Annotated in this window: 15 protein-coding genes; 7 read left to right on the top strand and 8 right to left on the bottom strand. The window is 67.5% G+C overall.

What is annotated here, in order from left to right:
• Positions 1–58: 58 nt before the first annotated feature.
• The 6 genes from K4G53_RS15955 to K4G53_RS15930 form a co-directional block, all read right to left on the bottom strand.
• A complete protein-coding gene (locus tag K4G53_RS15955) occupies positions 59–1,459 on the bottom strand; it encodes a rhodanese-like domain-containing protein (RefSeq protein WP_221386613.1) in 1,401 nt (466 codons plus the stop codon).
• Between the two features lie 112 nt (positions 1,460–1,571).
• Complete coding sequence (trxA, locus tag K4G53_RS15950; protein ID WP_221386612.1) at positions 1,572–1,934, bottom strand: thioredoxin; 363 nt, start codon at positions 1,932–1,934, stop codon at positions 1,572–1,574.
• 27 nt (positions 1,935–1,961) lie between these two features.
• Positions 1,962–2,258, bottom strand: a complete 297-nt coding sequence (locus K4G53_RS15945) for a rhodanese-like domain-containing protein (RefSeq protein WP_221386611.1) — start codon at positions 2,256–2,258, stop codon at positions 1,962–1,964.
• Between the two features lie 48 nt (positions 2,259–2,306).
• Positions 2,307–2,648, bottom strand: coding sequence for a rhodanese-like domain-containing protein (locus K4G53_RS15940; protein ID WP_221386610.1), 342 nt, complete (start codon positions 2,646–2,648; stop codon positions 2,307–2,309).
• Positions 2,649–2,673: 25 nt separating this feature from the next.
• Positions 2,674–3,432 carry a sulfite exporter TauE/SafE family protein gene (locus tag K4G53_RS15935; protein WP_221386609.1) on the bottom strand — a complete coding sequence of 253 codons (759 nt, stop codon included), beginning with the start codon at positions 3,430–3,432 and terminating at the stop codon, positions 2,674–2,676.
• Positions 3,429–4,046: a rhodanese-like domain-containing protein gene (locus K4G53_RS15930; protein ID WP_221386608.1), complete on the bottom strand. Its 618-nt coding sequence runs from the start codon at positions 4,044–4,046 to the stop codon at positions 3,429–3,431. Before K4G53_RS15930 ends, K4G53_RS15935 begins: the two co-directional genes overlap by 4 nt.
• A gap of 123 nt (positions 4,047–4,169) precedes the next feature.
• On the opposite strand from K4G53_RS15930, the gene K4G53_RS15925 reads away from it, so the two are divergent.
• The 4 genes from K4G53_RS15925 (at position 4,170) to K4G53_RS15910 (ending at position 7,792) form a co-directional block, all read left to right on the top strand.
• Entirely contained in the window at positions 4,170–4,427 is a 258-nt protein-coding gene (locus tag K4G53_RS15925; RefSeq protein WP_043452296.1) for a metal-sensitive transcriptional regulator, read from the top strand.
• Between the two features lie 66 nt (positions 4,428–4,493).
• Positions 4,494–4,901, top strand: a complete 408-nt coding sequence (locus tag K4G53_RS15920; protein ID WP_221386607.1) for a DUF302 domain-containing protein — start codon at positions 4,494–4,496, stop codon at positions 4,899–4,901.
• A gap of 333 nt (positions 4,902–5,234) precedes the next feature.
• The gene (locus K4G53_RS15915) at positions 5,235–6,911 is read left to right on the top strand and encodes a DEAD/DEAH box helicase (protein WP_221386606.1); all 1,677 of its coding nucleotides are present in this window, start codon (positions 5,235–5,237) and stop codon (positions 6,909–6,911) included.
• 8 nt (positions 6,912–6,919) lie between these two features.
• On the top strand, positions 6,920–7,792 hold the full coding sequence (locus tag K4G53_RS15910; protein WP_221386605.1) for a site-specific DNA-methyltransferase: 873 nt from the start codon (positions 6,920–6,922) through the stop codon (positions 7,790–7,792).
• A 60-nt stretch (positions 7,793–7,852) separates the two neighbouring features.
• Here the strand turns inward: K4G53_RS15910 and K4G53_RS15905 are convergent, their stop codons facing one another.
• Entirely contained in the window at positions 7,853–8,701 is an 849-nt protein-coding gene (locus tag K4G53_RS15905; protein ID WP_221386604.1) for a PHP domain-containing protein, read from the bottom strand.
• Between the two features lie 80 nt (positions 8,702–8,781).
• On the opposite strand from K4G53_RS15905, the gene K4G53_RS15900 reads away from it, so the two are divergent.
• On the top strand, positions 8,782–10,356 hold the full coding sequence (locus tag K4G53_RS15900) for an aminopeptidase P family protein (protein ID WP_221386603.1): 1,575 nt from the start codon (positions 8,782–8,784) through the stop codon (positions 10,354–10,356).
• Positions 10,357–10,446: 90 nt separating this feature from the next.
• Here the strand turns inward: K4G53_RS15900 and K4G53_RS15895 are convergent, their stop codons facing one another.
• Positions 10,447–11,448 carry a general stress protein gene (locus K4G53_RS15895; protein WP_221386602.1) on the bottom strand — a complete coding sequence of 334 codons (1,002 nt, stop codon included), beginning with the start codon at positions 11,446–11,448 and terminating at the stop codon, positions 10,447–10,449.
• 77 nt (positions 11,449–11,525) lie between these two features.
• Here K4G53_RS15895 and K4G53_RS15890 point away from each other — a divergent pair, with 77 nt between their 5' ends.
• A complete protein-coding gene (locus K4G53_RS15890) occupies positions 11,526–12,809 on the top strand; it encodes a magnesium transporter MgtE N-terminal domain-containing protein (RefSeq protein WP_221386601.1) in 1,284 nt (427 codons plus the stop codon).
• Entirely contained in the window at positions 12,793–13,491 is a 699-nt protein-coding gene (locus K4G53_RS15885; RefSeq protein WP_221386600.1) for a DUF1003 domain-containing protein, read from the top strand. The genes K4G53_RS15890 and K4G53_RS15885 overlap by 17 nt, the downstream gene beginning before the upstream one ends.
• Positions 13,492–13,501: the final 10 nt, after the last annotated feature.

Below are 13,501 nucleotides of genomic sequence, written 5' to 3'. Positions count from 1 at the left end.
CCGGGCCGGGAGCCCGGGCAGGAGGGGGGCCCTGCCCGGGCGGTCTTTGGCCGCCTGGTTAGGCGGCGGGGACGCTGTTCTGGAAGGCGTTCCAGGCGGCGTAGCTGCCGTCGAGTTCGACGACGTCGTACCCGGCGCGGCGCAGGGCGCTGGCGGCTACGGAATTCCGTACGCCTGATTGGCAGTAGGTGACGATGGTGCCGCCGCCGGGGAGTTCGTCGAGGTGCCACATGACGCGGCCGCCGCTGAGCTGGTACGAGCCCGGGACGTGCCCGGCCTTGTGCTCGGTCTTGTTGCGGACGTCCAGGACCATGGCCGCGTCGAAGCCTTCGAGTTCCTCTGGCTGGATCAGCTTGGGGGTGAAGGTGGGCAGCCCGTCGATGCTGGTGAGGTAGCCTGCCACGTTGTCGATGCCCACGCGGACCAGGTGGTCCCACATGTCCTGCGCCTGCTCCTGGTCCTTGGCCAGCAGCACCAGCGGGTTCTTGTCCGTTTCCGGATTCACCACCCAGGCGCCGTAGCTGGCCACGGACTTGCCGGCCGGAACATTCAGGGACCGGACCACGGTGCCTTCGTGGACCTCGGCGTTGGAGCGGGTGTCGATGAAGGTCAGGGTGTCTTCCGCCAGGCCTGCGGCGACGATCCCGGCGGAGAGCTCGGGCAGCGGGGTGCGTTCGCCCATGACGGTGGGGCCTTCGCGGTTTTCGCGCTTCATGCGGCCGAAGTAGGCATGGGCGTCGGGCTGGCCGTCGAGGAGTTCGTCGATGAAGCCCTGCTCGTCGTTGGCCGCGAGGTAGGGGCCCCACCAGGCGTAGAGGCGTTCGTAGCCGACGGTGGAGGACGGGATGGCACCCAGGGCCTTGCCACAGGCGCTGCCGGCGCCGTGGGCGGGGTGGACCTGGACGTAGTCGGGCAGGGTGAGGAACTTGTCGCGCAGGCTGGCGAAGAGCTGCTTGGCGCCCTCGAAGCGGGTGTCGATGCCGCCGGCTGCTTCGTCCAGCAGGTCGGGCCGGCCCAGGTCGCCGGAGAAGACGAAGTCACCGGAGAGCAGGTAGCCGGGCTGGTCGCTGAACGCGCCGTCGGTGACCAGGAAGGACAAGTGCTCGGGGGTGTGGCCCGGGGTGTGGAGGGCCTTGATGCTGATGTTGCCCAGGGTGATGGTGTCGCCGTCGTAGAGCCGCTCGCCCTCGAACGCGTACTGCCAGTCCGGGCCGCCCTCGCCGGAGACGTAGATCTTCGCGCCGGTGGCGGCGGCGAGTTCACGGGTGCCGGAGAGGTAGTCGGCGTGGATGTGGGTCTCGGTGACGGCCACGATCTTCATGCCGTTCTTGGCAGCCAGTTCCTGGTAGACGGCGATGTCGCGGCGGCCGTCCACCACGATCGCTTCACCCTTGGCCTGGCAGCCAATGACGTAGCTGGCCTGGGCGAGGTCTTCGTCGTAAATGCGCTCGATAAGCATGGGGTGCTCTCCTTCAGTTGAAAGGGGATGGGGGGTGTTCTGAATCCAGTATAGATACCCCGGGGGGTATCCTGCAACGAGGGGCGGGCGACCGCCGGAAAGGAAAGGGGGATCAGGCGTGCTGGTCCGCTGCTTCTGCGCGGGCCTTCTCCACGTCCAGGTCCTTCACTGCCTGGATGACCTCTTCCAGGCCGGTGGCATTGAGCGCTCCGGGCTGTGAGAAGACCAGGGTCTTGTCCTTGAATGCCATCAGGGTGGGGATGGCAGTGATGTTGGCTGCGGCGGCCAGTGCCTGCTCGGCTTCGGTATCCACCTTGGCGAACGTGATGTCCGGGTGGCGTTCTGCGGCTGCGCTGAAGATCGGCGCGAACATGCGGCAGGGGCCGCACCAGGCTGCCCAGAAGTCGACGAGGACGATGTCGCTCCCCTCCAGGGCCTGGGCGAAGGATTGCTCGGTGATGTCGATGGTTGGCATGGTCTGCGGTGTCCTTTCGGGCGGGGTTTAGGTGGTGGGGAGCCCGGCGCGGGTCCAGGCGGTCATGCCGCCGGCCATGGTGTCGGCTTTGTATCCGGCGCCGTTCAGGGCATCGGCGACGGCGGCGCTGCGGTTTCCGCTGCGACAGACGGCGATCACGGGCACGGCCGGGTCGAGCTCGCCGAGGCGTGCCTGCAGTTGGCCCATGGGGATGTGCAGAGCGCCGGGGATCATGCCCTCGGCGACCTCGAAGTCCTCGCGGACGTCCAGGATCCGGGCAGTGGAGCGGCGCTGGTTGGTTTCGGTGATGGTGATTTCAGCCATGGGAGGTTCTCCTTCGAAGTGGTATCGGCTGGTAACGGTGGAGCTGGTTCAGCGGACGGGCTCGCCGGCCTGGCGCCAGGCGGCCATGCCGCCGCGCACCGAGTAGGCGTCGTATCCCTTGGCAGCAAGGAGCCTGGCCGCCGAGGCGGAGCGCACGCCGGACGCGCAGACGGTGATCACGGGGCGGCTCTTCTGGATCCCCGCGGTACTTCCCTGCAGCCGGTCCAGGGGGACGTGCCTGGCCTGCGGCGCCCGGCCGGTCCGCCATTCCTGGGCGGACCTAACATCGATGAGCGTGGCGCCCGACCCCAGGAGTTCCTTGGCCTGCGCCACCGATATCGTTTTGTAGGGCTTGCTGAAGGCCCTCTTGAGGGAGTCGAGAAGTCCCATGACGTGTTCTCCTGTTGGCTAGGGGTCAGGCGGTGACGGTGCCGGCGGTGACCCACGCCGCGACGGCGAAGATGAGTACCGCGAATGAGATGCGGATGTGCTTGTCGTGCAGGCGGCGGGCCAGGCGTGCGGCGACCAGGGAGCCGAGGATGGCCGGGACCGCGAATGCGAGGGTGGTGGCCCAGTCGATCGTGTAGCCGGTGGCGTGGGCGCTGAAGCCTGCCGCGGAGTTGACCACGATGATCGCCAGGGAGGTTCCCACGGCCTGCTTCATGCGCAGGCCCAGGAAGATGGTCAGCGCCGGGGTGATGAGGAACCCGCCGCCTACGCCGAGCAGGCCGGTGAGGAACCCCACGAGCAGCCCCACGCCTACCGCCTTGGGGGCGCAGGATCGGAAGGCCCGATGCGGGCCCGTACTGCAGGAGCCTTCGGATTCGCGTGGCTTCATGAGCATCCGGATGCCGGCTGCGACCATGATCGCGGCGAAGGCGAGCATCAGGATGTTCGGGTCCAGCAGCTTGCCGACGGCGGCGCCGGCCCAGGCCGCCGGTATGCCGGCGCCGCCGACCAGCGCGATGACGGGCCAGTTCAGGCCCTCCCTGACCCTGGGCAGCAGGGCTGCCAGCGAGGACACGCCCACCACCAGCAGCGACGTCGGGATCGCCTGGGCGGGGCTCATGCCCACCCCGTAGACGAGGGCGGGGACGGCGATGATTGACCCGCCGGCGCCCACTACGCCCAGGACGATGCCGACGACGAGCCCCAGGGCCAGGGCAGGGATCATGCCGCGGCGCCCTCGCCGCCGTCCTGCACGGGAAGCTGCAGGATGGCGCTTTCGCGGGTGGGTTCCTTGGCGGCCTTGTTCCAGGGCATGGCCGAGAGGGCCTTGCCCATGGCGCAGGTGTTGGTCGCGGCCGAGAACGTCAGCCCGGTGCCGATGGCACCGGCGAGCATGCGCACCTTGGGCGAGACGAACTTGCCTCCGGCCAGGCCCAGCATCACCAGGGAGCCGGCGGCCAGGCGGACCTGGCGCTCGAGGTCCCAACGGTCCTTGCCCTTGACCACATCGCCGCCGGCGGCCGCGAAGCCGGGAACCCCGCCGGTGAGGACGTAGGCGGTGTCGAGGCCAACGGTTGCCATGCGCTGGCGGGCCTGCTCCGCGCGGACGCCGGACTGGCAGACCAGGACCACGCGTGAGCCCAGCCGGGCGGCGAGCTCGTCGGTGTGCTCGGACAGCAGCGGCAGCGGAACGTTGTAGGAGCCGCGGATGTGCATGGACTCGAACTCGGCGGCGGAACGCACGTCCATCACCATGAGGTCCTGGTGCTCCGTGATCCAGGCCTGCAGGGTCTCGGGAGCCAGTGCGGTGACGGCGGTTGCCTTGGAAGGGGAAGTCATAAGTGGCCTCTCGGAAGGGGTCTGGTGGATACCCCACCGAGTATTACAGATACCCCCGGGGGTAGTCAAAACACCCATGGGGGTATAGACTGAGGGACAGGAACTTACCGATGGAGACCCCTCATGGAACTGAACCCCACCGAACTCACCCCCGTGATCAACCGCCTCAAGCGCGCCCAGGGCCAGCTCGCGGCCGTCACCCGGATGCTTGAAGAAGGCCGGGACTGCAAGGACGTCGTCACCCAGTTGGCCGCCGTATCCAAGGCCCTTGACCGGGCGGGCTTCGCCATCATCGCCACCGGACTGGAGCAGTGCATCGTCCAGAAGGACGAAACCATGGACCGCAAAGACCTGGAAAAGCTCTTCCTCTCCCTCGCCTGACAGGCCGAACCGCCAGGCAACACAGACCGCCAGCGGCCCGAACCGCAGCTCAACCAAGGAGTCTCCATGGGTTACACCAACAGCGTCACCGTCCCCATCGCCTGGGACGAAGCGGTCCAGCGCACCCGCGACGCCCTTGCAGCGGAAGGTTTCGGAATCCTGACGGAAATAAACGTCCGGAACACTTTCGAAGCCAAGCTTGGCGCTGAAGCCGCGGACGCCGTCGGGGATTACATCATCCTCGGCGCCTGCAACCCCGCCCTCGCCAGCCGTGCCCTGGCCGCCGAACCCGAAATGGGCGCCTTGTTGCCCTGCAATGTGGTGGTCCGGAAGGCCAAAGGCGCGGACGAAACAACCATCGAGGCCATCGACCCCCAGGCCATGGTCCAGCTCAGCAGCGCCCCTTCCGTCAAGGAGGTGGCGGACGACGCCGACGCCCGCCTCCGCCGGGCCCTGGACGCCATTGCCGGCTAGCCACGCAGACCCTCCGTCCCGATGCCGCGGGCGGGACAGTCGGGCCGCCCGCGCGTGCGCTGGCGCCGAAACCGTGTTTTTGGCCCCTTGCGGCTAGACTGAACACGTAGAAAACGGATGCCCGGTCGTTGATTTCCATGTTTTGAAACCAACAAGCCCGCCCCTACGCGATCTTGAGATTCACCCGCTGGTCACCAGTGCCAGCATTTAGATAGCCCGCGATCGGCTTCCACTGGAATTGCGTGCGCGCCCGAGCGTGCTCCGGAACGGCCAGCCCCGGCCGGCCCGTCGAGCAGGCAGCGCCATTGCCCAAATGAATAAGGAAACTCCCCTGTGAGTGAATTGCATACCCACCAGCTTTTGACCGATGAGTCCGGCACGGAGACGATCGAGCCGGAAGAGACCATCATCTCGGACGAGACGCCGCACGAAATCGCGGAAAAGTCCTTCGCCGACTACAACGTCCGCGCGGACATCGTCGAGTCCCTGGCCGACGCCGGCATCACCCACCCCTTCCCCATCCAGGCCATGACCCTCCCGGTGGCGCTGTCCGGCCACGACATCATCGGCCAGGCAAAGACCGGCACCGGCAAGACCCTGGGCTTCGGCATCCCGGCGCTGCAGCGGGTCATCGGGCAGGACGACCCCGGCTACGCGAAGCTGGCCGTTCCCGGCGCCCCGCAGGCCCTGGTGGTGGTACCCACCCGTGAACTCGCGGTCCAGGTGGCCAACGACCTCCAGACCGCATCGACCAAGCGGAACGCGAGGATCGCCACGATCTACGGCGGCCGCGCCTACGAGCCCCAGGTGGAGTCCCTGAAACAGGGCGTTGAGGTGGTCGTGGGCACCCCCGGGCGCCTGATCGACCTCTACAAGCAGAAGCACCTGAGCCTGAAGAACGTCAAGATCGTCGTGCTGGACGAAGCCGACGAAATGCTGGACCTCGGCTTCCTGCCGGACGTGGAGACCCTCATCGCGGCGACTCCCGCCGTCCGCCAGACCCTCCTGTTCTCCGCCACCATGCCCGGCCCCGTCATCGCCATGGCGCGCCGCTACATGACCCAGCCCACGCACATCCGGGCGGCTGACCCCGAGGACGAGGGCCTGACCAAGCGGGACATCCGCCAGCTGATCTACCGTGCGCACAGCATGGACAAGACCGAAGTGGTGGCCCGTATCCTGCAGGCCCGCGGCCGTGGCCGCACCATCATCTTCACCAAGACCAAGCGCACCGCCGCCAAGGTGGCCGAGGAACTGGTGGACCGCGGATTCGCCGCCGCCGCCATCCACGGCGACCTGGGCCAGGGTGCCCGCGAACAGGCGCTGCGGGCGTTCCGCAACAACAAAGTGGACGTCCTGGTGGCCACCGACGTCGCGGCGCGCGGCATCGACGTCGAGGATGTCACCCACGTGATCAACTACCAGTGCGTGGAAGACGAAAAGATCTACCTGCACCGCGTGGGCCGCACCGGGCGCGCCGGCAACAAGGGCACGGCCGTCACCTTCGTCGACTGGGACGATGTTCCCCGCTGGGCGCTGATCAACAAGGCACTGGGGCTCAACGTGCCCGAACCCGTGGAGACCTACTCCTCCTCGCCGCACCTCTACACGGACCTGGACATTCCCGAGGGAACCAAGGGCCGCCTCCCACGCGATAAGCGGACGCTCGCCGGCGTCGACGCCGAGGTGCTTGAGGACCTGGGCGAGACCGGCAAGAAGAACAGCCGCGGTGGCAGGGACCGGGACGGCCGGGGCCGCAGCGGCAGCCGCGAAAGCGGCCGCAGCAGCGAAGGCGGCCGCAGCAGCGACTCGGCGCCCCGCTCGGGCCAGCGCCGCCGTCGTACGTCCGACTCTGCCGCCACCGCTGCTTCAGGCGAGTCCTCCACCCCCGCCACCGAGGGAGAACAACCCACGCGTGCCCGGCGTAGCCGCACCCGCACACGCCGCCGCAACGGTGAAGTGGTAGCCGGTGCCGACAAGGGCACCCAGCCTGGCACCTCCGAGGGCTAACTGCCCCGATGACTGACACTGTTTGGGCGCCGGACGGCGGCAGCCTGGTGGTGCACGCAGACAACGCCGCGTACCTCCCAACGCTGCCGGACGGCGCCTTCACACTGATTTATGTGGATCCGCCCTTCAACACCGGCAGGCCGCAGCAGCGCCAGGAAACCAGGATGGTAGCCAACGCCGGGGGCACCGGTGACCGCGTGGGCTTCAAGGGCCGCTCCTATGACACCGTCAAGGGTGCCCTGCACCGGTACGATGACGCGTTCAGCGACTACTGGTCGTTCCTGGAGCCCCGGCTGGTGGAAGCGTGGCGGCTGCTGGCCGAGGACGGCACCCTGTACCTGCACCTGGACTACCGCGAAGTGCACTACGCCAAGGTGATGCTGGATGCCATCTTCGGCCGGGAGTGCTTCCTGAATGAAATCATCTGGGCCTACGACTACGGCGCCCGCGCCAAGAACCGCTGGCCAACCAAGCATGACAACATCCTGGTGTACGTGAAGAACCCCGCGAAGTACCACTTCGACAGCGCCGAGGTGGACCGGGAGCCCTACATGGCGCCGGGGCTGGTCACACCTGCCAAACGGGAGCTGGGCAAGCTGCCCACCGATGTCTGGTGGCACACCATCGTCTCCCCCACCGGCAAGGAAAAAACGGGCTATCCCACGCAAAAGCCGGAGGGCCTGGTCCGCCGGGTGGTTGCGGCGTCAAGCAGGCCGGGCGACTGGTGCCTGGACTTCTTTGCCGGGTCCGGCACCCTCGGTGCGGTCGCCGCCAAGCTCGGCCGGAGATTTGTGTGCGTGGACCAGAACCAGCCGGCCGTCGACATCATGGCCAAGCGGTTGGGTGCGCACGCGACAGTCATCGAGCATCAGCCCAACTAGGCCGCACTAACTGTCGTTTTGGCCATCCACAACGACAGTTCGCGCTACTTGCTTGGGACGTCAGGGACGGATGACGGCTGAACCGGTGCCCAGCGCCTCAATCCGCGCCAGCACCTCCGGGGACGTGACGTTCTCGCCGAGCAGGTTGGGCTTGCCGGTTCCGTGATAGTCCGAGGAACCCGTCACCAGCAGGTGATGCCGGGCGGCGAGCCGGCGCAGGAAGCTGCGCCCCTCTTCCGGGTTGTCGCGGTGGTCGATCTCCAGGCCCGCGAGGCCGGCGTCGATCATCTCCCGGTAGGTGCGCTCCCCCACTATCCTTCCCCGCGCCGACGCCACCGGATGGGCGAAGACCGGCACGCCGCCGGCAGCACAGACAAGTTCGACGGCGGTGGCCGGGTCGGGTGCGTAGTGGGGGATGAAGTACCGCGAGCGCGAGGTGAGGATGGAGGCGAAGGCCTCCGAACGGTCCTCCACCACGCCCGCCGCCACAAGGGCATCGGCGATGTGCGGACGGCCCAGGGTGGCCCCCGGTGCGACGTGGTGGATCACGTCGTCCCATGTCAGTGGGTAATCCTCGGCCAGCAACATGACCATGTGCTCGGCCCGGGTCAGGCGGGAATCCTTGGCCTTGGTGATCTCTTCGAGGAGTCCGGGGTGGGTCGGGTCATGCAGGTAGCTAAGCAGGTGCACGCTGATGCCCTCGTCCGTCCGGCACGAGACCTCCATCCCCGGCACCAGTGCCACGCCGCATTCCACAGCGGCCGCGGCAGCCTCAGCCCACCCCGCCGTTGAGTCATGGTCGGTCAGCGCCACAGCGTCCAGGCCCGCACGGGCAGCTGACGCCATGACGCCGGCAGGGGTCTCGGTACCGTCGGAGACGTTGGAGTGGGCATGCAGGTCAATCCTCACTTGTCCAGCCTAGTGGACAGCGGATCGGGGACACCCACGGGCTGTTCGCATGACCGCGACGCTGGTGAGACGATGGTCCCGTGAACGATGCCGAAAACACCCCGAACTCTGCTTCCCAGCCGCTGGAGGAGCGCGTCAACAACCGCTCGCAGCGGCCCAGTTCCGACGCCTTCAAGGCTTTCATGGCCAGCAACTGGGCACCCTCGAGCCAGGAGACCCCCGGACGCGATGCCGTGGCCGCCTATGCCGCACGCCGGCGCAAAGCCATCTCCGCCCAATTCACGGGCGAACGCCTGGTCATCCCTGCCGGCCCGCTCAAGGTCCGCTCCAACGACTGCGACTACCGCTTCCGCCCCCATTCCGGGTTCGCCCACCTCACCGGCCTGGGCCTGGACCATGAGCCTGATGCCGTCCTGATCCTGGAACCGGTTGAGGAAGGAACGGGCGACGACGGCGCGAACCACCGTGCCACGCTCTACTTCCGGCCGCTGGCCGGCAGGGACACGGAACAGTTCTACGCAGATGCCCGGTCAGGCGAATTCTGGATCGGCGCCCGTCCCACCCTGGCGGAGTTCGAGGCCCGGCTTGGCCTGGCCACGGCCCACATCGACCAGCTGGAAACCGCCATCACGAAGGATGTGGGGGCCCCCGAAATCGGCGGCATCTCCATCCGCCTGGTCCGCAAGGTGGACGAAAACATTGACGCCCTGGTGGACACCGCACGCTACAACACTGCCAGGGACCCGGAAAACCTGGACCTCGAGGCCCTCGACGCCCTCGACAAGAAGCTCAGCGAGGCGCTCTCCGAACTGCGCCTGCTCAAGGATGAGTGGGAAATCGAGCAGATGAAACTTGCCGTGGCAGCCACGGTCGAGGGCTTCGAAGAGGTGGTCAAGGCCCTCCCCCGGGCGCTCACCCATGCCCGCGGCGAGCGGGTAGTGGAGGGCGCTTTCTTCGCCCGCGCACGCGAGGTGGGAAACGAACTGGGCTACGACACCATCGCCGCCTCAGGCAACAACGCCACCGTGCTGCACTGGACCCGCAACACCGGCCGGATCCACTCCGGCGACCTGCTGCTGCTCGACGCCGGCGTTGAGGTGGATTCCCTCTACACGGCCGACGTCACCCGGACCCTGCCGGCGGGGGGCACGTTCAGCGACGTCCAGCGCAAAGTCTATGAAGCGGTCCTCGACGCAGCTGATGCGGGGTTCGCCGCCGCGCAGCCCGGCACCAAATTCCGTGACATCCACACGGCGGCAACCACGGTCCTGGCAGAGCGCCTTGCCGAGTGGGGCCTGCTGCCCGTCAGCGTGGAGGAGGCCATCAGCACCGAGGGCCAGCAGCACCGCCGCTGGATGCCGCACGGCACCAGCCACCACCTGGGCCTCGACGTCCACGACTGCGCCCAGGCAAAGCGGGAGCTTTACCTCGACGGCATCCTCACCGAGGGCATGGTGTTCACCATCGAGCCCGGGCTGTACTTCAAGAAGGAAGACCTGGCGGTCCCGGAGGAGTACCGGGGCATCGGCGTCCGCATCGAGGACGATGTCCTGATGACTGCCGAGGGACCTGTCAACCTCAGTGCCGCCCTGCCGCGGAAGGCAACGGAGGTTGAGGACTGGATGGCCGGAATCTACCGCACCGAAGACGCCTGACACCCACCGTCAACACAGCGGGGCCGCCGGATTCCATCCGGCGGCCCCGCTGTGCGTCTGCCTCCCGGCAGCTTTCGTTTCCTGGCAGTCCTACTGCCGCGGTTCACCCCGGTGCTGGTCATCCTCCACACCGTAGTGTTCCCCGCCGGCCTGCGAAGCGGCATCGTGGCCGGCCTCGTGGCCCGGCACGTGTTCCGGTGCCGCTGGTTCCCGGCCCGGCTCCTGCGGAGCGCCCGCGGCGGGCCCCTGCGGAAGGCGCACGCCGTACTGCGGCCGGCCATCGGGCAGGTCCGGGTAGCGGACGGAACGGACCGGCTGCTGCTGCTGGCCGCCGTCGTACTGCTGGCCATAGGGCTGGGGAGCGTGCTGCGGGGCGCCCTGCTGCGACCCCTGTTGCTGGCCGCTGTCGGGGTAGCCGTGGCCGTCCTGCGCGGAAGATCCTGAGGAGCGCTGGCCGTAGGGATCATTCCAGCCGGCGGGGCGCGCAGGGCCCTGGCCCTGCTGCTGGTCCTGCTGCTGGTGCTGGTACGGCTGGTTGTAATAGTCGTGCTGGGTGTACGGGCCGTGGCCTGACGCGGCGTCCGACCGCGACATGGGCAACTGCTGCAGGAGGCGCCGTGCCTCGTGGGCCGCTTCCGGTGCCACGATGACGTCATAGTTGGTGGCCACCACCTGGCTGGTGGAGGTGAAGTCCCGCTTGCCGCGCTGCATTGCGTACGTGACGATGCCGAAAAGCATGAAGAAGGCCGCGCCCATGAGCACGGAAGTAAGAATGGAGAAGTACCCCGGCGACGACGCGAAGAAGGAGAGCATGACGCCTACGAAGAGGCCAAACCACATGCCGCTCAGTGCCCCGGAAAGTGCCACCCGGGGGTAGCTCAGGCGCCCGGTGACCCTCTCCACCATCTTCAGTTCGTTGCCCACGATCGACACCATCTGGACCGGGAACTGCTGGTCCGCCAGGTAGTCGACAGCCTTCTGGGCGTCGAGGTAGGAGCTGTAGGAGCCAACGGTGTCGCCGGTGGGAACAGCCCGGGCGTCATCCGGTCCGTTCGCGGCGCCGGCCTTGGGTGCACCAAAAATGTTCGACATAAGTCCATTCTTGCCCATCCAGGTGGGTACTGCCTGTAAATTCAGCTAAAAGTGAGCAGACTCGGTAGCCTGTAGGAGTGAGCACAACACCTACCCGCGTCTTCGTGGCGCGCCTTTTGGGACTCGACGTCTTCGACCCCCTGGGCGACAGGCTGGGCCGCCTGCGCGACGTCGTTGTGCTCTCCCGCGGAACCCAAGGAGCCCCGCACGTGGTGGGCATCGTGGTGGAAGTTCCAGGGAAGAAGCGCGTTTTCGTGCCCATGACGCGCATCACCTCGATCGACCAGACCCAGATCATCTGCACGGGCCTGGTGAACCTCCGCCGCTTTGAACAGCGCGGCGCGGAAACGCTGGTGGTGGCCGAGATGTTCGACCGCCGGGTCACCCTCCGCGACGGCAGCGGCGACGCCACGATCGAGGACATCGCCATGGACCAGCACCGCTCGCGTGACTGGTTCGTCAGCAAACTGTTCGTCCGCCGCGGCCACTCCCTGTCCCCCCTGAGCCGGCTGCGCCGCAACGAGACCCTGATCATCGACTGGGCCGACGCCCAGCAGGGCCCGCGGACCGAACCCCAGGCCGCCACCCAGTTCGTGGCCAACCACGAGGACCTCAAGCCAGCGGACTTCGCGGAAGCCCTGCAGGAGATGAGCGACAAACGCCGTTTCGAAGTGGCGAGCGAACTGCAGGATGAACGGCTGGCCGATGTCCTGCAGGAACTGCCCGAGGATGACCAAGTGGAGATCCTCTCTGCCCTGGACGTCCAGCGCGCAGCCGACGTCCTCGAGGAGATGGATCCGGACGACGCCGCCGACCTCCTGGGTGAACTCCCCACCGCGCAGGCCGAGGAACTGCTCCAGCTGATGGAGCCTGAGGGCGCCGAAGACGTCCGCCGCCTGCTGGAATACGACGAGGACACCGCCGGCGGCCTGATGACCCCGGTGCCCGTCATCCTGCCGCCGGAAGCCACCGTCGCCGAAGCCCTGGCCCACGTCCGGCGCGAGGAGCTCTCCCCCGCCCTGGCGTCGTCGATCTTCATTGCCCGGCCCCCGCTGGAGACGCCTACTGGCCGCTTCCTCGGCGTGGTGCACATCCAGCAGCTGCTCCGCTTCCCGCCGTTCGAGGCACTGGGAAACCTGCTGGACAAGAACCTTGAACCGCTGTCGGACCAGGCCCACATCAGCGAAGTCGCACGGACCCTGGCCACCTACAACCTCAACTCCCTCCCGGTAGTCAACGACGCCGGACGCCTGGTGGGGGCGGTGACTGTTGATGACGTATTGGATCATTTGTTGCCGGACGACTGGCGCGCCCACGATGGCGAAGCCCCGATAAGAAGGCTCGGTGGCCGCATTGGCTGATATCAGCGCTCCGAAGAACCCCAACCAGCGGAACCTGGCCAAAGCGGAATCAAAAGGCAGTCTCGACACACCGTTGAGCGGGCGGCAGCGGATCCTGCCCACGTTCCGTCCGGATCCGGACGCCTTCGGACACGCCACCGAGGCCTTCGCCCGGTTCATGGGGACACCCCAGTTCCTGGTCTACATGACGGTCTTCTGCATTTTCTGGCTGGGCTGGAACACCTGGGCCCCGGCGGAATGGCAGTTTGACTCCAGGGACCTCGGGTTCACCCTGCTGACCCTGATGCTGTCCCTGCAGGCCTCCTACGCGGCACCACTGCTGCTGCTGGCGCAGAACCGGCAGGACGACCGCGACCGCGTCTCGCTCCAGCAGGACCGCCAGCGTGCAGAACGCAACCTCTCCGACACCGAGTACCTCACCCGGGAACTGGCCTCCCTGCGGATCGCCCTGCGCGAAGTGGCAACCCGCGACTACGTCCGGGCCGAACTGCGCTCCCTCCTCGAAGACCTGCTCGAAGCCCAGGAAGAACTCCGGACCCACGACGACGCCGGGCCTGGCTCGCACGAATCACCGCGCGAGACGGTCAAGGACAAGCTGCGTGAACAGCGGGACCGGCAACGGAGCCCGCGCACCCAGCAGATCCCACGGGTCAAACCCGGCCACTCCACCCACGACCGCTAGCCCCCAGCAC

The sequence above is a fragment of the Arthrobacter sp. MAHUQ-56 genome (assembly GCF_019710585.1).
Lineage (GTDB): Bacteria > Actinomycetota > Actinomycetes > Actinomycetales > Micrococcaceae > Arthrobacter.
This window is presented reverse-complemented; position numbering and strand designations above follow the sequence as displayed.

Coding starts and splice junctions, on each gene's coding strand:
- K4G53_RS15955 (WP_221386613.1), bottom strand. CDS start 1,459: ATGCTTATCGAGCGCATTTACGACGAAGACCTCGCCCAGGCCAGCTAC.
- trxA (WP_221386612.1), bottom strand. CDS start 1,934: ATGCCAACCATCGACATCACCGAGCAATCCTTCGCCCAGGCCCTGGAG.
- K4G53_RS15945 (WP_221386611.1), bottom strand. CDS start 2,258: ATGGCTGAAATCACCATCACCGAAACCAACCAGCGCCGCTCCACTGCC.
- K4G53_RS15940 (WP_221386610.1), bottom strand. CDS start 2,648: ATGGGACTTCTCGACTCCCTCAAGAGGGCCTTCAGCAAGCCCTACAAA.
- K4G53_RS15935 (WP_221386609.1), bottom strand. CDS start 3,432: ATGATCCCTGCCCTGGCCCTGGGGCTCGTCGTCGGCATCGTCCTGGGC.
- K4G53_RS15930 (WP_221386608.1), bottom strand. CDS start 4,046: ATGACTTCCCCTTCCAAGGCAACCGCCGTCACCGCACTGGCTCCCGAG.
- K4G53_RS15925 (WP_043452296.1), top strand. CDS start 4,170: ATGGAACTGAACCCCACCGAACTCACCCCCGTGATCAACCGCCTCAAG.
- K4G53_RS15920 (WP_221386607.1), top strand. CDS start 4,494: ATGGGTTACACCAACAGCGTCACCGTCCCCATCGCCTGGGACGAAGCG.
- K4G53_RS15910 (WP_221386605.1), top strand. CDS start 6,920: ATGACTGACACTGTTTGGGCGCCGGACGGCGGCAGCCTGGTGGTGCAC.
- K4G53_RS15895 (WP_221386602.1), bottom strand. CDS start 11,448: ATGTCGAACATTTTTGGTGCACCCAAGGCCGGCGCCGCGAACGGACCG.